This is a genomic window from Novosphingobium decolorationis, assembly GCF_018417475.1.
In the GTDB taxonomy this organism is placed as follows: Bacteria; Pseudomonadota; Alphaproteobacteria; order Sphingomonadales; family Sphingomonadaceae; genus Novosphingobium; species Novosphingobium decolorationis.
Genome location: NZ_CP054856.1, coordinates 2629118 through 2646935, shown reverse-complemented (window position 1 = coordinate 2646935; position 17818 = coordinate 2629118). Strand labels below are relative to the sequence as shown.

14 protein-coding genes and 1 tRNA gene are annotated in these 17818 nt (G+C 67.0%); 6 read left to right on the top strand and 9 right to left on the bottom strand.

All coding sequences use genetic code 11. From position 1 onward, the window contains the following. Positions 1–3: 3 nt before the first annotated feature. Positions 4–840 carry a tRNA glutamyl-Q(34) synthetase GluQRS gene (gene gluQRS / locus HT578_RS12325; RefSeq protein WP_213499775.1) on the bottom strand — a complete coding sequence of 279 codons (837 nt, stop codon included), beginning with the start codon at positions 838–840 and terminating at the stop codon, positions 4–6. 164 nt (positions 841–1004) lie between these two features. Here gluQRS and HT578_RS12320 point away from each other — a divergent pair, with 164 nt between their 5' ends. Next, positions 1005–1613, top strand: coding sequence for an HNH endonuclease (locus tag HT578_RS12320; protein ID WP_213499773.1), 609 nt, complete (start codon positions 1005–1007; stop codon positions 1611–1613). A 10-nt stretch (positions 1614–1623) separates the two neighbouring features. On the opposite strand, the gene HT578_RS12315 is transcribed toward HT578_RS12320, so the two are convergent. Then, positions 1624–2904 (bottom strand): dicarboxylate/amino acid:cation symporter, encoded by a 1281-nt coding sequence (locus HT578_RS12315; RefSeq protein ID WP_239026269.1) that lies wholly within the window; start codon positions 2902–2904, stop codon positions 1624–1626. 131 nt (positions 2905–3035) lie between these two features. On the opposite strand from HT578_RS12315, the gene glmM reads away from it, so the two are divergent. From glmM to thiD, 3 genes are read left to right on the top strand one after another with little or no spacing between them, the layout of a single operon-like run. Then, on the top strand, positions 3036–4376 hold the full coding sequence (gene glmM, locus HT578_RS12310; RefSeq protein WP_213499771.1) for a phosphoglucosamine mutase: 1341 nt from the start codon (positions 3036–3038) through the stop codon (positions 4374–4376). Then, complete coding sequence (locus tag HT578_RS12305) at positions 4376–4606, top strand: DUF1272 domain-containing protein (RefSeq protein WP_213499762.1); 231 nt, start codon at positions 4376–4378, stop codon at positions 4604–4606. Before glmM ends, HT578_RS12305 begins: the two co-directional genes overlap by 1 nt. A gap of 13 nt (positions 4607–4619) precedes the next feature. After that, entirely contained in the window at positions 4620–5369 is a 750-nt protein-coding gene (thiD, locus tag HT578_RS12300; RefSeq protein ID WP_213499760.1) for a bifunctional hydroxymethylpyrimidine kinase/phosphomethylpyrimidine kinase, read from the top strand. 145 nt (positions 5370–5514) lie between these two features. On the opposite strand, the gene HT578_RS12295 is transcribed toward thiD, so the two are convergent. Continuing rightward, complete coding sequence (locus HT578_RS12295; protein WP_039390103.1) at positions 5515–6387, bottom strand: LOG family protein; 873 nt, start codon at positions 6385–6387, stop codon at positions 5515–5517. Between the two features lie 83 nt (positions 6388–6470). Between HT578_RS12295 and HT578_RS12290 the strand changes: the two genes are divergently transcribed. Further along, the gene (locus tag HT578_RS12290) at positions 6471–7541 is read left to right on the top strand and encodes a S66 peptidase family protein (RefSeq protein ID WP_213499758.1); all 1071 of its coding nucleotides are present in this window, start codon (positions 6471–6473) and stop codon (positions 7539–7541) included. Between the two features lie 23 nt (positions 7542–7564). On the opposite strand, the gene HT578_RS12285 is transcribed toward HT578_RS12290, so the two are convergent. The 6 genes from HT578_RS12285 to HT578_RS12260 form a co-directional block, all read right to left on the bottom strand. Beyond that, on the bottom strand, positions 7565–7828 hold the full coding sequence (locus HT578_RS12285; RefSeq protein WP_239026268.1) for a hypothetical protein: 264 nt from the start codon (positions 7826–7828) through the stop codon (positions 7565–7567). Between the two features lie 413 nt (positions 7829–8241). Then, entirely contained in the window at positions 8242–11283 is a 3042-nt protein-coding gene (locus HT578_RS12280) for a TonB-dependent receptor plug domain-containing protein (protein WP_213499756.1), read from the bottom strand. A gap of 1026 nt (positions 11284–12309) precedes the next feature. Then, the gene (locus tag HT578_RS12275; protein ID WP_213499754.1) at positions 12310–13590 is read right to left on the bottom strand and encodes a M20/M25/M40 family metallo-hydrolase; all 1281 of its coding nucleotides are present in this window, start codon (positions 13588–13590) and stop codon (positions 12310–12312) included. Positions 13591–13818: 228 nt separating this feature from the next. After that, positions 13819–15345 carry a DUF2779 domain-containing protein gene (locus HT578_RS22260; protein WP_239026267.1) on the bottom strand — a complete coding sequence of 509 codons (1527 nt, stop codon included), beginning with the start codon at positions 15343–15345 and terminating at the stop codon, positions 13819–13821. A gap of 35 nt (positions 15346–15380) precedes the next feature. Then, positions 15381–15465 (bottom strand) — tRNA-Leu (locus HT578_RS12265). A gap of 110 nt (positions 15466–15575) precedes the next feature. After that, a complete protein-coding gene (locus tag HT578_RS12260; RefSeq protein ID WP_039390108.1) occupies positions 15576–15857 on the bottom strand; it encodes an integration host factor subunit beta in 282 nt (93 codons plus the stop codon). Positions 15858–16211: 354 nt separating this feature from the next. Between HT578_RS12260 and HT578_RS12255 the strand changes: the two genes are divergently transcribed. Continuing rightward, entirely contained in the window at positions 16212–17798 is a 1587-nt protein-coding gene (locus HT578_RS12255; protein ID WP_213499752.1) for a peptide MFS transporter, read from the top strand. Positions 17799–17818: the final 20 nt, after the last annotated feature.

The window sequence follows — 17818 nt, the reverse complement described above, 5'->3', positions numbered from 1 at the left end:
GCCTCAGGCTACGCCTTCGCCCAGCGAAAGGCCAGCGGGGAAGGCATGGGCGCGCAGGGCCGCCGCGAGTGCGGGGCCATCTTCGCCCGCGCGGCGCCGGTCGGCGAGCGAGGGTGAGCCGCGCCGCTTGGCCAGCTTGCGCCCGTCCGGCTCGACCAGCAGGGGGTGGTGGTGCCAGGTGGGCACGGGCAGGGCGAGCAGGGCCTGGAGCAGGCGGTGGATGTGGCTGGCGCCGAACAGGTCCATGCCTCGCGTCACGAGCGTGATACCGTCTGCGGCATCATCGAGCGTGGCGGCGAGGTGGTAGCTGCCCGGAAGGTCCTTTCGCAGCAGCACGACATCGCCGTAGGGCGCCGGATCGGCCAGCTGCACACCGGCCCGTCCGTCCTCCCAGGTGAGGGGCCCGGCGCGTGAGATCGCCGCCTCCATGTCGATGCGCCAGGCCGCGCCTTCGGGATCGAGGGCGCGGTGGTTGCAGGTGCCGGGGTAGACCGGCCCATCGGGTCCCATTCGGGTGGCATTTGCGGCTATTTCGGCGCGGGTGCAGCGGCAGGGATAGAGGAGGCCCATTGCCTTCAGGCGCTCGCCCGCGGCCACGTGCGCGGTGACGTTGCGCGACTGGATGCGCACCGGTCCGTCCCAGGCGAGGCCCAGCCAGGCAAGGTCTTTCAGCGCCTCCTCGGCGAGTTCCTGGCGGCTGCGCGCACCGTCGATGTCCTCGATGCGCACGAGGAATTCTCCGCCGCGTTCGTGGGCCAGATCGTGCGCAACGATGGCGGCATAGGCATGGCCCAGGTGAAGCGAGCCGTTGGGGCTGGGCGCAAAGCGTGTACGGGTCATGAAAAAGGCTCGTGAAGTGAAGATGTTGTTCTGATCAGCGCGCAGGTGTTCGTCGCATTTCGGCAGGGCTGTACCATAGGGGACTTGACGCCGAGTCGCGCAAGTGCTGCAAAAGACTTCATGTGCTGCCATGAACTTGTCATCACGGCCTGCGACAGGAGGCCATGCTCAGATCGGAGCTGATAGAGCGCGCGGCCCGTTTCCGCAGCGCGGAGGATGATCCCTCCCGAAGTCTTTCGGACTGCCCTGCGCTCGTTCTCAATGCGGATTACACGCCGCTCTCCTATTACCCGCTCAGTGTCTGGCCCTGGCAGACCGCGATCAAGGCGGTGGTGCTGGAGAAGGTGGACGTGGTCTCGTGCTACGACCGGGCGGTGCGCAGCCCCAGCTGGACGATGCAGATCCCCTCGGTGATCGCGCTCCACGACTACGTCAAACCCTCCGAGTTTCCCGCCTTCACGCGCTTCAACCTGTTCCTGCGCGACAAGTTCACGTGCCAGTACTGCGGATCGCCGCACAACCTGACCTTCGACCACGTGGTCCCGCGGCGTCTGGGCGGAAAGACGAGCTGGGAGAACATCCTCACCGCCTGTTCGCCCTGCAACCTTAGAAAGGGGGGGCGCACGCCCAAGCAGGCGAACATGCCGCCCATGGTTGCGCCCATCAAGCCGACCAGCTGGCAGCTGCAGGACCGCGGAAAGGCCTTTCCGCCCAACTACCTGCACGAGACCTGGCGCGACTGGCTGTATTGGGACATCGAACTGGAGCCTTAGGCACTGGGTCCTAGTGGACTGTGGGCGCGTCGGGCGCGGCATCGCCTTCGCCTCTCTCTTCTCCTGCCACCGCCGTCGTCACCGCGACATCCATCGTCACGTTGCCCAGCGTGCGCATGATGTCGGGCAGCATCTCGACGGCGACAAGGATGCCAAGCGGCCAGAGCGGCGCGCCCATCGCGGCGGCAATCGGCCCGGTGGAGGCGATGAAGCTGACCGTGCCGGGAAGCGAGACCGTGCCGAAGGTGGTGACGAAGGCGACGAGGACACCCGCCGCGATGGCGCTGGCCGAAAGTTCGTACCCGGCGAGCTGCGCGGCGTAGACGGCGACGCCGACGTTCATCGCAGGGCCCGTCGCGCGAAACAGCGTGACTGCGAGGGGCAGCGCAAATTCGGCTGCCGTGGCAGGAACCCGCAGCGCGCGTGCGGCGGCCAGCATTGCGGGCAGGCTGGCGAGCGAGGATTGGGTGGAAACCGCCACGACCTGCGCGGGCAGGACCGCGCGGGCAAAGGCACCGATCCGTCGCCGCCCGACCAGCACCGCGAGCGGATAGGCGGTCAGCAGGAACACCGCGCCCAGCGCCCCGACGAGCAGAATGTAGTGGCCTAGAGTGCCGATCGCCGCCGCGCCGGTGCGCGCGGCAAGCGACAGGCCGAGCGCAAAGACGCCGAGCGGCGCCAGTCTGAGCACCCACCCGATGACGACGATCATCGCGCCGGCAAGCCCCTCGAACAGGAGGGCGAGCTGACGGCGCGGTTCTTCGGCGAGGCGGGTGGAGGCCAGTGCGAAAAGCGCGACGAAGACGATCACCGGCAGCATCGCGTCCTCGGCCGCCGCGCCCAGCACGTTGGAGGGGACGAGCGAGCCGAGGAAATCGCCAAGGCCGGGGAGGTTGGCTTCGGGCGCCTCGCCGTGGCCTGCAAGATCGAGCGTGGGGGCGGGAAACAGACGCAGGAGAAGCGGCATCAGGAGGCCGCCGAGGCAGGCGCTGGCCGCCAGCACGCCCACGATGAGGCCGAGCGTGCGGCGAGCCATGGTGCCCGCCTGCGCGGCCGCGGCGGTCTCGACGATGCCGGTGAACAGCAGCCCTGCGACCAGCGGCAGGATCGTCATCTTGAGCGCGCGCAGCCACAGGTCGCCCAGCGGCTCTGCCAGAATCAGGATATCGCGCAGCGGTGCCGACCCCTTGAACAGGGCGCCCGCGGCCAGCCCGGCCAGAAGGCCGCCCAGCGTGAGGAGACCCGGAACGCGGATCTCGGGCATGCGGCTGGCGCTGGAAGGCTCGGTCATCAAGGTCCCTGGTCGTGTCTGGAGGGGGTAGGAAAAGGCGCATCCGGGTGAAAGGACGGGCGAGGGGGGTGACATTACCAGCCCGGCGCGGCATGGCAATTTGCAAGACGCACGGCAGGTGACGGACAGGCATGAGCAAGCAATTCTTCGGAACCGACGGCATTCGCGGCCGCACCAACCAGGGCGCGATGACCGCCGCGATGGCCGCCAAGGTCGGCCAGGCAGCGGGCAAGCTGTTCCAGCGCGGCACCCACCGCCACCGCGTGGTGATCGGCAAGGACACGCGCCTGTCGGGCTACATGCTCGAGAACGCGATGACCGCCGGCTTCACCAGCGTGGGGATGGACGTGATCCTGCTGGGCCCGATGCCCACGCCCGCGGTCGCGCTGCTCACCCGCGAATTGCGCGCCGATGTCGGCGTGATGATCTCGGCCAGCCACAATCCCTACGAGGACAACGGCATCAAGCTCTTCGGCCCCGATGGCTTCAAGCTCTCCGACGCCGACGAACTGGCGATCGAGAAGATGCTGGGCGAGGACCTGGAGCTTGCCGATGCCGAGGAGATCGGCCGGGCGCGGCGTATCGATGACGCGCGCGGGCGCTACATCCACGCCGTGAAGGCCTCGCTGCCCAATACGGTGCGGCTGGATGGCCTCAAGATCGCGGTCGACTGCGCCAATGGCGCGGCCTACCAGGTCGCCCCATCCGCGTTCTGGGAACTGGGCGCCGAAGTGGTGACGGTGGGCGTGACGCCCAACGGCAAGAACATCAACAAGGCCTGCGGCTCGACCCATCCCGACCTCTTGCAGGAGACGGTCGTCTCGGGCGGCTGCGACATCGGCATTGCGCTCGATGGCGATGCCGACCGGCTGATCGTCGTCGACGAGAACGGCAAGGTCGTGGACGGGGATCAGATCATGGCGCTGCTCGGCACACAGATGGCCGCGCGCGGCAAGCTGCGCGGCGGGGGCGTGGTGGCCACGGTCATGTCGAACCTGGGCCTGGAGCGCTACCTCCAGGGCCTTGAGCTGACGCTGGAGCGCACCAAGGTGGGCGACCGGCACGTGCTCGAACGCATGAAGTCGGGCGGCTTCAATGTGGGCGGAGAGCAGTCGGGCCACATGATCCTGCTCGACCATGCGACGACCGGCGATGGCACCGTGGCGGCCCTCCAGGTGCTCGCTGCGCTGGTCCAGTCGGGCAAGAAGGCGAGCGAGGTGCTCCACCTCTTCGATCCGGTCCCTCAGCTCTTGCGCAACGTGCGCTTTGCAGGCGGCAAGCCGCTGGAGGATGCGCGGGTGCAGGCCGTCATCGCCGAGGCCGAGAACACGCTGCGCGGCGAGGGCCGCCTTGTCATCCGTCCCTCGGGCACCGAACCGGTGATCCGGGTCATGGCCGAGGGCGACGATGCCGCCAAGGTCGAGGCGGTGGTCGCCGCGATCTGCACTGCGATTGAAGAGGTAGCCGGCTGATGGCCCTGGAAATGCGTCCCGATTGCGCGCGCTGCGGCGCCAATCTTCCCGCCGAAGCGCCCGGCGCCTTCATCTGGTCGTTCGAGTGCACCTACTGCGCGGAATGCGCGGAGGATCTCGATGACCTGTGCCCCGAATGCGGGGGCGAGCTGACCGACCGCCCGACCCGCGCCAAGAAGCACCACGACGCCGCGCCGCCGTCCAAGGTGCGCCGCTACAAGGCCAAGTGACAAGCCTCAGGCCATGACCACACCTCCTCGTATTCTTTCCATCGCCGGCTCGGATTCCTCAGGGGGAGCGGGCATCCAGGCCGACATCAAGACGATCACGATGCTGGGCGGCTACGCCATGACCGCGATCACCGCGATCACGGCGCAGAACACCTGCGGAGTGACCGACGTCGTCGCGCTCTCGCCCGAGATGGTGGGCGCGCAGATCGATGCCTGCGTCAGCGACATTGGGGTCGATGCGGTGAAGATCGGCATGCTGGGTTCGGCCGAGATCGCGCACGTGGTGGCCGCGCGGCTGGAGGAACTGGGCGTGCCTGTCGTGTTCGATCCGGTCATGGTCGCGACATCGGGATCGGTGCTGGCCGATGCGGCAACGATCGCGGCCTTCTCCCGGCTCATGGCCTGCGCCGCGCTGACGACGCCCAACGTGCCTGAACTCGAAGCCCTGGGCGGCGATGCGGCCCTGGAAGCGCTAGGCGTGGCCTACCTTGCCAAGGGCGGCGATGCCGAAGGCGACGTGGTCGAGGACCGGTTGATGGTGCCGGGCGAGGCCCCGGTCATCTGGCGCGCACCGCGCATTGTCACCCGCCACACCCACGGCACCGGCTGCACGCTTTCGAGCGCGATTGCGACGGGCCTGGGGCAGGGCCTGTCGCTGCCCGAGGCGGTCGAAGGCGCGCGCGAATTCGTGCGCCGCGCCCTCAGCGCGGCCCCGGGGCTGGGCGCCGGGCATGGCCCGATGGGGCACCAGGCGGTCCGATAGGATTCTTTCAAGGGCCCATCGCCCCTTGACCCCGGAATGGGTGACCTCTCGTTTCCCGGCCAAGGTCATGCTCTCAAGGTGAAGTCGACAAGTTCGGGGAGCCCGAGGGCGATGGCCCTCGGATACGTCCTTTTCTTGCCCTGCCTTACCCGCAGTCGAGATCGTAGAAGGCACGGATCGCCTTCCACCCGTCCTCGGCGGTCTCGCACCAGGTGAACAGGTCGAGGTCCTTCCTCGCAATCACGCCTTCCTCAGCCAAGGCCTCGAAATTGATGACCTTTTCCCAGAACTCGCGTCCGTAGAGGAGCACCGGGATCGGCTTCATCTTGCCGGTCTGGATGAGGGTGATCATCTCCAGCATCTCATCGAGCGTACCAAAGCCGCCCGGGAACACGGCGACCGCGCGGGCGCGCAGCAGGAAGTGCATCTTCCTCAGTGCGAAGTAGTGGAACTGGAAGGAGAGGCGCGGCGTGACGTAGGGGTTGGGCGCCTGCTCGTGCGGGAGGACGATGTTGAGGCCCAGCGATTCCGCGCCGACCTCGTGCGCGCCGCGGTTGGCCGCCTCCATGATCGAGGGGCCGCCGCCCGAGCACACGACGAACTGGCGCATGCCCTTTTCCACCAGGCCGCACTGGCTGGCGATGCGGGCGAGCTTGCGCGCTTCCTCGTAGTACTTGGCCTTGGCGACGAGTCGCTCGGCAACCTTCCTGTCCTCGTCGCTGGAGGCCTTCGCGAGCACGTCGTCGCACTTTTCGGGCGAGGGAATGCGGGCCGAGCCGTACATGACGAGGGTGGAGCCGATGTTGGCTTCTTCCAGCAGCATCTCGGGCTTGAGCAGTTCAAGCTGGAAGCGGACCGGACGCAGTTCGTCGCGCAGCAGGAAATCGGTGTCCTGGAAGGCCAGCTGGTAGGCCGGGTGCTGCGTCTGCAGGGTGCCGGTCTGTTCGCCGGCGAAGGTGGCTTCCTGTTCCGCCTTGTAGAAGCGGCGGTCGGTGAGTTTCTTTTCTTCTTCTGTCATTTGCCTATCCATGGACCGGGAAGGCCGGTCCGTCGAGAGATTTGCCGAGACGCCGCCGCGGGGCGTGGCTAGGGTGCCACACCATGCAGTCCAGACGTCAATGCCTGAAAACCGTCGCGACCCTGGCCGGGGGGCTTGCCCTTTCGGGTCTCCCATCTGCCGTCGCCGATCGCGCGCATGCGAAGGACAACGCGGGCAGGGGCGAAAGGCTCCGCGCCCCGCGCCTGCGGCCCGGCGACGGGCTGGGGCTGGTCGCGCCGGCGGGCTTCATCGGCGACCGGTTCGGGATCGAGGAAATCGCCGAGGCGGTGCGCGCGATGGGGCTGGAGCCGATCCTCGCGCCCAATCTGACCGCGCGGGCGGGCTATCTTGCGGGGGAGGACGCGGCGCGCGCGGCCGCCTTCATGGAAACCTGGCAGGACCCCCGCGTAAAGGGCGTCATGGCCGTGCGCGGCGGCTGGGGCACCGCGCGCATCCTGCCCCGGCTGGACTTTGCCGCGCTGCGCCGTCACCCCAAGCTCTTCACCGGTTTCAGCGACAACACCGCGCTCCACGCCGCGCTGGCCGCCCATGGCTGCGCGCCCAGCCTGCATGGCCCCAATGCCTCGGCCAGCTGGCCGCCCGTGGCCTGGGAAAGCTGGCGCGCGCTGGCCTTCGAGGGCGCGACCCCCACGCTCTCGGTGGCAGGCTACTCCGGTCCCAGCCTGGGCGGAGGTCGCCGGGGCCCGCGCGTCTTTGCGGGCGGGCAGGCGGAAGGTCGGCTTCTGGGCGGCAATCTCAGCGTGCTTTCGGCGCTGGTCGGTACGCCCTATTTTCCCGACATGCGCGGCGCCGTCCTGTTCCTGGAGGACACCAACGAGTCCGAGTACCGGATCGACCGCATGTTGACCCAGCTTGCCCTGGCCGGTGTTCTCAAAGGCCTGGCGGGCGTCGTCTTCGGCCAGTGCACCAATTGCCGCAACCCGGGGCCCGGCTATTCCAACTTCACGATCTACGAAGTGCTCGACCAGCATTTCGGCGGGCTTGGCATTCCGGCTTTCCAGGGGCTCTCGATCGGTCACATGGCCGCGCAGGCGAGCGTGCCGGTGGGGTGCCAGGTGCGCCTCGATGCCGATGCGGGCACGCTCCAGGTCCTCGAACCGGTCGTGACCTGAGCGCGCGGCCCATCGTGGGCGGGTCAGTCCCGCTCTCCGGGCAGCGCGTAGCGCCGCACGAGATCTCCGTAGACATAGAGGTCGAGCGGCTCTGCGAACTCCAGCCCGGCGCAATGCGCGTTGGACCAGGCGACGAAGGCGAGGGCCGGGCGCTGGCCGGGCAGGGCGAGGCGCACCGCTTCGTCGGGTTCGAGCCCCTCCACGCCCTCGATCCGGGCGCCATAGGGGGTCAGATCCTTGAGCATGACCGTGCTGCTGGAAATGGTGCGGCGAAAGCGCGCCAGCATCTCTACGTGCTCGCGCGGCGCCCGCCGCCCGAAGGGTGAGCTGGGGGCACCAGGCGGCGCCTCGACCAGGCTCTCGCTTCTAGCCCGCGATGCCGCGGGGAACAGGGCACGGACCATCCGATCTCCTTCCGGCCATTCGGTTAGCCAGCCAATCAAGCGGCCTGGAGAGGCAATCTAGGTCGGATAGGGTTAGCGGATCGCAAGCGGCAGCCTACGGACATGTGCGTGGCTTGCGGACACGAAAAAGGGGCGGCCTCGTGGGGAGGCCGCCCCTTCTCGGGGCCCGGTCGGTCCGGCGGGAGGATGCGCCGCGGTCAGGGTTTCGGGCAACCGCGGCGGGGAACCGGACGACGGGCGCCGTCCTGTCCGACGGTCCACAAGGGACCGGACCGCCGGACGAGACGCGGGTTGCCTTAGAAGTCCACCTTCGCGCCGATGCGGAAGTAGCGGCCCATGAAGAGCGAGCCCTGCCACGCGGCGTTGAAGTTGTAGATGCCGTAGGCAGCGTTCGGGTCGTACTTGGGCTTGCCGTCGAGGATGTTCATGACATCCGCGTAGAGCGTGAACTTGCCGTCGGCGATCTTCGTCTCGGCGTGGCCGTCGAGGTTGAAGGTGCTGGGGCCATGGCACTGCACGGCACGGCCGCTGTCCGGGTAGGTCACGAGCTGACCGGCCGCCGCGCTGGCTTCGCAGTCCTTGTAGGTGCCGCCGGCATCCGACGCGGTGCTCGAATAGCCGCTGGTGTAGTACGCGGTGAGCGTCACGCTGGTGGTGTCGGCGAAGTCCAGCGTGTTCTGCCACGAAGCGCGGAAGCGCGGGGCGCCCGAGCACGAGGTCCAGTTGCAGCCACCCAGCGAACCGTCGAAGCGGTTGATCGTGCCGTCGATGTCCTGCTGCAGACGGATCAGGTACGAGGCCGTGGCGTTGGTGCGCCAGGTGATCGTGTCGGTGAGCCCGAAGTAGGCCGAGCCCGAGACGTCGATACCCTTGCCGAGCATCGAGTTCGCGTTCTGGAACGAGCTGCCGACTTCGCCGATCAGCGGAAGTGCACCCAGGTTCTCCGGATCGGGCGCACCCTGCGTCACGGTGATGCCGGGCATGTTCACCTGGCCGTTGTTGCCGTAGTACGCGGCGTAGAGCTCATCGGTGGGGTTCACCGAGGTGATCAGGTTCTTGATCTTGGTGCGCCAGTAGTCGACCGTCAGCGTGATGTTGCGGGTCGGCTGGATCACCGCGCCGAAGGTGTACGAGGTCGACTTCTCGGACTTCAGGTCCGGGTTGCCGGCCGAAGTGATGCCCACGCTGTAGCCGCCCTCGTAGTAGCCGGGGTTGCTGGCGTGTGCGTCACAGAACGACTGGAACGCGGCATTGCTGCAGTTGATCGTCGAGGTGATGTAGCCGGTCGAAGGCAGCTGGAACGATTCGTTCAGGTTCGGGGCGCGGAAGCCCTTGGTGAACGTGCCGCGCAGCTTGATCTCGTCGATCGGCTGGAATTCGGCCTCGAACTTGGGCGCGAAGTTTTCCTGGCCGGTCGAGTAGTGGTCATACGAGCCGTCGGCCTTCACGCGGAATTCGTCCACGATCGGAACCGAGATTTCGTAAGCCGCCGACCACACGTCGCGGTGACCCTTCACGCCGATGGCGTTGATGCCATAGTAGCGATCCGCCGGGTTGACGTCGTTGGGGGCGTTCGAGCTCGGGTTGTTGATCGACTCGTAGCGGTACTGGCCCTGGATGGCCACGTTGACCATGCCGCCCGGCAGCTCGAACACGTCCTTGCTGAGGGTCGCCATGACCTGCGCCAGCTTCGAGGTCGCGCGCTTGTGCTGGTCGGGGAACACGCCCTGGATGGCTTCGGCCGAGTTGGCCGAGGGATCCATGAAGTTGTAGGTGCCCTGCGCCACCGCGTCCATCAGGCCCTGGGCGTTGATGTAGCCGGTGTTGGTGACGTCCAGCGTGACTTCCGAAGCGGTCGCGCCGATCATGTAGTCCCAACCGTCACCGAACGAGCCGTCGACGCCGCCCGAGATGCGGTAGGTCTTGGCGTTGGTGTAGGTGTAGCGCGGCATGTCGGGCATGCCGAGCAGGCGGGCCGACTGGCTCTGCGCGGCAAACGGGTTGTTCGGGTTGAGCGTGCCGTTGCTGGCATCGCAGCCCGTGCCGCTCAGGATGTTGTTGGCCTCGCCCGACAGCGTGCCCACGCCGTTCGCGCAGACATAGGCGGGCAGGTAGATCTGGCTGATCGTGACGCGATCGCCACCCGCCGCGGTGCGGCCGGTCCAGCCCGAGGGGGCCATGCGGTTCGCGGTGGTCACGTTGTAGTAGTTGAACATCAGGAACGCCTCGGTGAGGTCGTTCAGGCGCACCGTGCCGCGCAGCGTGCCACCGATACGCTTGGTGCGCGCGGTGTAGGCTTCGTAGTCGTTGGTGAGGTCCTGCTGGCAGACCACCGAGGGGGTGCCGACAACGGTGGCGTTCTGCTGCTGCTCCGGCGTCAGCGTGAGCGCGTTCAGGCGGCCGCAGCCTGCGCTCGGGTTGAGCATCTGGTAATCGCCTTGCGCGACGTAGGCGCCCGTGGCGTCCTGCGTGAAAGGCTGGACGAAGGGCACGATGGTCGACTGGATGCCGCCGTAGCCGCCGTCGGCCTGGATGCCGTTGCGCACGTTGTTGGTCAGGCAGCCGTCGGTCGGGCCGCCGCAGATCGAGGACTGGTCGGCCGTGCTCCACGGACCCTTGCGGGCCGAGAGATCCATCGCGGCGTTCTTCTGGTATTCGAAGTTCGCGTAGATGTTGAAGCCCTGGTCGTCGAGATCGCCGTAGCCATACGTGCCGTTGATGCGCTGCTCGTCACCGTCGCCGCGCTGCGAGACGCCCATCGAGGCATCGAGGTGCAGGCCCTGGATCTGGCGCTTGGAGATGACGTTGACCACGCCCGCGATCGCGTCCGAGCCGTAGGTCGCCGAGGCGCCGTCGAGCAGGGTGTCGACGCGGTCGACAATCGAACCGGGCATCGAGTTGATGTCGACGATGTTGCGCTGGCCGTCGTCCGCAAGCGGGTAGTAGGCGGTGCGCATGCCGTCGAACAGCGTCAGCGTGTAGGCGTTGTTGAAGCCGCGCAGCGACGGGGCGGTGGCGCCCGTGGTGAAGCCGTTGCCCGACCAGCTGGCGGGGATCGTGCCCGCGTTGTTGGCGGTCAGCGTCTGCAGCGTGTCGGCGACAGTCTTGATGCCGCGCTTCTCAAGATCGTCCGAGGTGATCGAGACGACCGGCGAGGCCGTGGCGGCCGCCGGGTTGCGGGTGATCGAGCCGGTGACGATGATGACATCGTCGGCGCCTTCGCTGGCGGCCGGAGCCGGAGCGGTGGCGTCCTGGGCCTGGGCGGTGCCGCACAGCAGGGCGAAAGCGGTCAGGCTGGTGGCGCCGCGCAGCGCGGCCTTCCGGAAAGTGGGTGTCACGTAGTTGTCCTTGTCCCTTGGAACCGGACAGCGTGGGGGCGCTGGGGGATCCGGCTCGGTTGCAGGGCTCCGCGATCGGCAGACGCGAAAGCCATGAGCGCTGCCTGTTGGCGGGCAGGGAAAGGACGTTCAATGCTTTTGGAAACGTTGAAGCAATATATTTGTGAGGCGTTGCAATCATGCAACGCTTTGGTTTTAAATAAAAAATGTATCCTTTGGCCGAATTACTCCAACAAGATATCGGTATTGCAGAAACAAACTGCAACAATGTGATCGGGTGCAAGAAGGCTGCATTGTGCGACGCAATATTTGCGGGGGAGCGGCTCTCGTTGCTCTTTCAAGTTCGATTGCGTCTGTCAACTGATCTGCAGGATGTCCTCTAGGTTTTTCGTGGGCGTAGTGATGCGAACAAAATTGCCATAAAAATGTAATGAAGTTGCCTTTTTCTCCAAGAACTGGTGCGTCGTACGAACCCTTCGTTGCCAGGTCCTCCCGAGCGAGCGGGGGCGTCAGAGACGAGGCCCGAAATTGCGGTCCCGCCCATCCGAGGGGGGATCAGAGCACCTTGAAGCCGACCAGGAGCGTCCTCTGGCTATGCGCCGAGCCTTGCACACGCCATGGCGGGAGGGGCGACCTCAGCTCTCGGGGAGAGCGGGCGCACCCTGAAGGTAGGCGGTGAGCTCGGCCGGGGTCACCGGGCCCAGCGCGGCGTCGAGGTCAGCAGGCGCTGTGCGATGGGGGCGAGTATTGCCTCGTCCGTCCGGCCCGTGGCCTGGGCCCGGCGCAGGCGCCAGGCGGCGAGCCTGGTGGCGTCGACGAGCGCCAGCACGCTCCGGTTATGGGCGAACCGCGCGTCGAGATCGGCCCGCCCATTCGCTGTCCTGGCAGGTCGGCCGGTCCTGGGCCAGGGCGGGCGTGTTCGGGGCTGTCGTGGTCCGGGCCGTACTCGCGGTGAACAGAGCCAGCGTGCGGATCAGTTTCATGAATCGCCCCTTTTGTGCTTCGTGGCGCCGGGTGTCCTGGGATCTAGTCTGCCTTGGCGAGGAGCAGCAGCGTGGCGAGCCCGGCGCTCATGCTGGCAAGGTCGTTCTCGCGGTCGAGTTCGAGGTACTCATCGAGCGAGTGCGCGCGGTGCGTGGTGAAGCCCGAGCCCAGCGTGACGGCGGGAATGCCCAGGCTCATCGGGAGGTTGCTGTCGGTCGAACTGCTGCCGTAGTGGACTTGGAAGCCCATCGCCTCGCTGCTGGCGCGCGCATATTCGACGATCGGCGCGGAGCGCGCGGTGAGGCCGACCGGGCGATCGCCGATGAGCGTTGTCTCATAGGTGATCTCGCCCTGTTTGGTCGAGCGCGCGGCGTTCTCGCGCGCGGCGGCGCCGGGCAGGATGGCGAGGAAGGCGGCTTCCTCCTTTGCCAGTTCCTCGGCGCTCTCCGAGCGCATGTCGACAGTCATCGTCGTTGCGAAGGGGATCGAGTTGACCGAGGTGCCGCCCTCGACGATCCCCACGCTGTAGGTCGTCTTCGGCGAGGCGGGCACCTGCATCCTGGCGAACTGGGTGATCGCATCGCTCATCGCGTAGGCCGGGTTGACCAGGCCAAAGGCGCCGTAGCTGTGCCCACCGGGCCCCTTGAAAGTCACCGTGTAGCGCCTGGAGCCGATGCCGCCATGGGTAATGCGCCCGGCCTTGCCCGGCTCAAAGGAGATGAAGGCATCGATCTTGCCTGCGTAGGGGCCTTCGTTGAAGAGATGGCGCATGCCGCGAAGGTTGCCCGGGCCCTCTTCGCCCACATCGCCCAGGAACAGGATATCGGCCCTGGTCGTGTATCCGGCCTTGTCCATGGCACGGATGAAGGCGAGGAGCACCGGCAGGCTGCTGGTGTCATCGCCGATGCCGGGGGCCGCCAGGCGATTGCCCTCGCGCTTTACGGTGACGTCGGTACCCTCTGGGAAAACCGTGTCGAGGTGTGCGGCGACCGCGATCAGCGGGCCACCACCCGATCCTTTGCGCAGGCCCATGACATTGCCTTGGGCATCGGTCTGGACGTTCTCGAGCCCGGCGGCCTTCAGCATCTGCGCGTAGGCGGCGGCGCGCCTGGCCTCCTTGAACGGGGGCGCCTCGATCTCGGTCAGGGTGATGAGATCGGCGACAATGGTGTCGTAGTCGGCCGCGAGCGATTGCCTGGCGGCCTCGAACCTGGGGCTGGCGAGGAGGCGGCTGGCCTCAATGTCATAGTCCTGCGCCTCGGCGGGCAGGGGTGCCAGCGCAAGGGCTGCGAGGCCAGCGGCAACGCCCCATGCACGCGCCATTGCAGATGTACGTGGGTGCGGGGACGCGTGGCCGCGTGCCGAAAGAACGTGCTGTATGGTCATGAGATCGGCAGGGCCCCCTGTGTTTTCGGACGCGCGCGCCTCGCGGTGCGGATGGAACGGCGCGCCCATTCCGGAGCCACTCTACCGATGGTGTGGGCGCTGGCAATGCGCGGGGATCATGGCGGGATCAGGTATGGTCCCAACCTTCGCAAGCCGAGGCGGCCCTTAATCGTTCGCGTTCCCTTCCTGTGGAGCGGCAAGTCGTCTGGCCAGGATCACCATCGCCCAGGTGTCGCGGGTGCAATAGGCCCGCAATGCCTCTTCCAGCGCGCGGCGGCGCTCGGGCGAGGTGGTGGGCGAACTGGCTTCCAGAAAGCTGTCCTGGGCCATCGCGCCGTCCTGAACGGCAAGCTGCGTGTAAGCGAGTTCCGGGGCAATCGTGGGCAGCACCGCCTTGATCGACCAAGAGCCACGCTGGTCGCGGTGGTACCAGTGGTTGCGGGTGACGGGGAGCAGGTCGACCGTGCGTTCGGCAAGCGCCATCAGGGGGGCTTCGAAGGCAGGGACCTGGCGTGCCAGCGCGCGCAGGATCGCGCGCTCGAACCCGGCGTTGTAGGCAATGATGGTCGCGTTGGGTGGGATCGTGCGCGCCAGCGCCTCGGCGCAGCCCGGTCGCGGGTCGCTGCCATCGACGCACAGGTATTGATGGTGGGTCATCGTGCCATCGGCCTGCTCGAGGTGAAGCGAGAACTGGAAGGGAACCTGCTGGTAGGGCCGGGTGCCCGCCCAGAGCGGTACCGAGGCGGCAATCGTCTCGAAATCGAGCCAGGCGCGTGGCCAGCTCCAGGAGGCCATGGCGCGGCGCGCGCCCTGGGCGTCATGAAACGGTGTGCCGCTCTGGGTGGCCGCCACGATGCGGGCCTCACGTGGCTTGGCCATGGTCGCGGCGTCAAGTTCCAGAAGGTCGCACACGCCCTTGCGGGCCCACTTGCGCCCGCCTCCGTCCGGAAGCAGCGTGACCGGCCATTCCGGCGCGTCCTCCAGCGCCTGGCAATGCGCGGCGAAGGGGCAGGGCGCAGGCTTGCGGCAATGCGGGCCGGTCGGGCAGTCCGGTTCGAGTCCCGCGACGATCCGGCGGGCTTCGCCGAGCAGATCGGCCATGTCGGATTGCTGCGCGCGCGCGGAGGCGGTGACGTCGGTGTCGGCGAAGAGGCCACGATACTCCCCCGGCGTGTCGAGCACGAAGTCGGGGGCGATATGGCGGATCCGGGCGCGCGAGATCGGCAACCCGCACTGCTCGACGATCCACATCTGGGCCGCCAGCCTGGCGACATGCTGAGGCTTGGGCTTGGTGGTCCTGTGGACGGCATGGAGCCGCCAGCGCCCCGGCGCCAGGGGATCGCGGATGAGCAGGTCCGCATCGGCTACGAAGCCTTCGTGGTCGAAGCGGGCCTCGAAGATAGGACCCGGATGCCCAGCGGCCAGGATCTGGCGGGTACGTCGCAGCGCCGTTTCGTGGCTGTGGTGCGGGCCAAGGCGCGTGCCGGCGCCTTCCTGCTCGCGGGCAAGTTCGTGAATGTCGAAGGGCGCGCTCTCGAAGTGGGGCGTGGCTCGCGCCAACTCGGGGTGATGGACCTCCAGCCAGAGCCGACGCGGGCACTGGGCCAGCGCGGCCAGATGGCGCGGAGTTAGTAGCCGGTCAGATCCGGGCAACGTGAGGATCGAAAGCAGGCATCGAATGGAGCGCTCCACGGGCAGGCCGCGCTCGGCCAACCCGGACAGGCGTGTGGTGCGGGCGGCGGGACTCGAACCCGCACGATCAAGGATCAGGGGATTTTAAGTCCCCGGCGTCTACCATTCCGCCACGCCCGCACAGGCGTGGGCAGCGATCTGGCAGATCGCGGGGCCGGCGGCAACGGGGAACTTGCGAGGACCTGGCCGGCGCGCCCGAAGCCCGGCGTGCGGCGGCGCGCCCGGCCCGTTCAGGTGACGTTGAGGCGCGCGCGCATTTCCTTGCCCGGCTTGAAGTAGGGCACCCGCTTTTCGGGGACCTCCACGCTTTCGCCGGTGCGCGGGTTGCGGCCCACGCGGCTGTCACGGTGGCGTGTCGAGAAGGCGCCGAAACCGCGCAGTTCCACGCGTCCACCGTCGGCGAGGCGCTGGCCGATCTCGTTGAAGAAGGTGTCGAGCGCACTTTCCACGTCTTCGGCGCGCAGCTCTGGATTTTCCTTGGCGAGTGCCTGCAGCAGTTCGGATCTGATCATTGCATCCCCCAATTGCACCGGGTCCGACCATGCCGGACGTTCCGGAACTGGTTCCAACAGCGGCCCGAAAAAAGGACCGCACCCCTTCGAATCATAAAATTGCGTATTCAAACGTCCGCGTCGAAAGGGAAAATGACATTTCGTGGCGCATGACGCAACGCCTAACCTTTGCCCGTCCATTTCCAGGCCGAATCGCGGGCCTTCGCGCCGTGACATGGGTGTGCACGAGGCAAGGTCCCCCCTTCACAATGACCGTTTTGGCGCTAGGCTCGCCCGTCATACGCGGCCCGCGCCCCTTTGCTGCGCGGCGCACAGGGCCGAACAACACGATCAATCAAGGGAATTCCGGGGTCGATGGCGACACACTATGCCGAAAGCGGGGATGCCCGCGGCACCATATTGGGGCATCCGAAAGGCCTCTTCGTCCTGTTCTTTGCCGAGATGTGGGAGCGCTTCTCCTACTACGGCATGCGCGCGCTGCTCATTTTCTACCTGACCAAGCACTGGCTTTTCTCGGACGGGGAAGCGGGTGTCATCTACGGCGCCTACACCGCGCTCGTATACATCACCCCGGTGCTGGGTGGCTATCTGGCCGACCGCTACCTGGGGCAGCGCAAGGCCGTGGCCTACGGCGCTATACTCCTGACATTCGGCCATTTCCTGATGGGCTTTGAAGGTTCGGGCGGACAGGATGCGGCCAGCCTCAACGTGTTCTGGCTGGCGCTCGCCTTCATCATCGTGGGCTCCGGCTTCCTGAAGGCGAACATCTCGGTGATCGTCGGCCAGCTCTACCCGCGCACCGATGCCCGCCGCGATCCGGCCTACACCATCTTCTACATGGGCATTAACCTAGGCGCCTTCCTCGGTTCGCTGCTGTGCGGCTACCTGGGCGAGGTCTACGGCTGGTCCTACGGCTTTGGTGCGGCGGGCGTGGGCATGCTGCTCGGCCTTGTCGTCTTCGTCGTCTTCAAGCCGCTCCTGATGGGCCGCGGCGAAGCGCCCAAGCCCTTGTCGAAGGGCTTTGAATGGGCGCTCTACGGCGTGGGCCTCGTGGCCGTGCTGGCCTGCTGGTGGCTGGTCCAGAACCAGGCCGTGGTCGGCACGCTGCTCGGCGTCTTTGGTGGCATTCTGGTCCTGGGCGTGATCCTCTATTCGGTCGTGAAGCTGCCCGGCCATGACCGTGACCGCATCTTTGCCGCGCTGTTCCTGATCTTCGTCTCGATCGTGTTCTGGGCGCTGTTCGAGCAGGCGGGCAACTCGCTCTCGCTCTTCACCGACCGTGAGGTCGATCGCAACATGCTCGGCTTCGAGGCGCCTGCCTCGATGTTCCAGTCGCTGAATGCGGCCTATATCTTCCTTCTGGCCCCGCTTTTCGCCGGGATCTGGACGATGCTGGGCCGCCGCGGGTTCGAGCCTTCGGCCCCGTTCAAGTTCGGCCTGGGCGTCATCCAGGTGGGTCTTGGCTTCCTCGTTCTCGTCTGGGGCGCGAAGGCTGCGGGAATGGACAACGCCGTGCCGGTGCTCTTCATCTTCCTCATCTACCTTCTCCACACCACGGGTGAGCTGTGCCTCTCGCCGGTCGGCCTTTCGGCGATGAACCGACTGGCGCCCGCGCACATGGCCTCGCTCATCATGGGCACCTGGTTCTTTGCCTCGGCAACGGGCAACTTTGCGGCGGGCCTCATCTCGCAGGCGGCAGGCGGCGATGGCCTCGAAGGCGGCGAAGCGGGCAAGGAACTGGTGCTGGGCGTCTACAACACGGTGGGCTGGTATGGCGTGGGGATCGGCGTGGCCGTCCTCGTCCTCAGCCCGCTGGTCAAGCGCCTCATGCACCTCGACAGCTTGCGCGACGACAGCGCGGTGGACGACCTTGCCGGGCAGGGCGAGGCGGGCCTTGAAGCCCAGGAAGGCGGCGTTCACCCCGAGGTGAAGCCGAACTAAGGACACAACCCTCCGGCCCG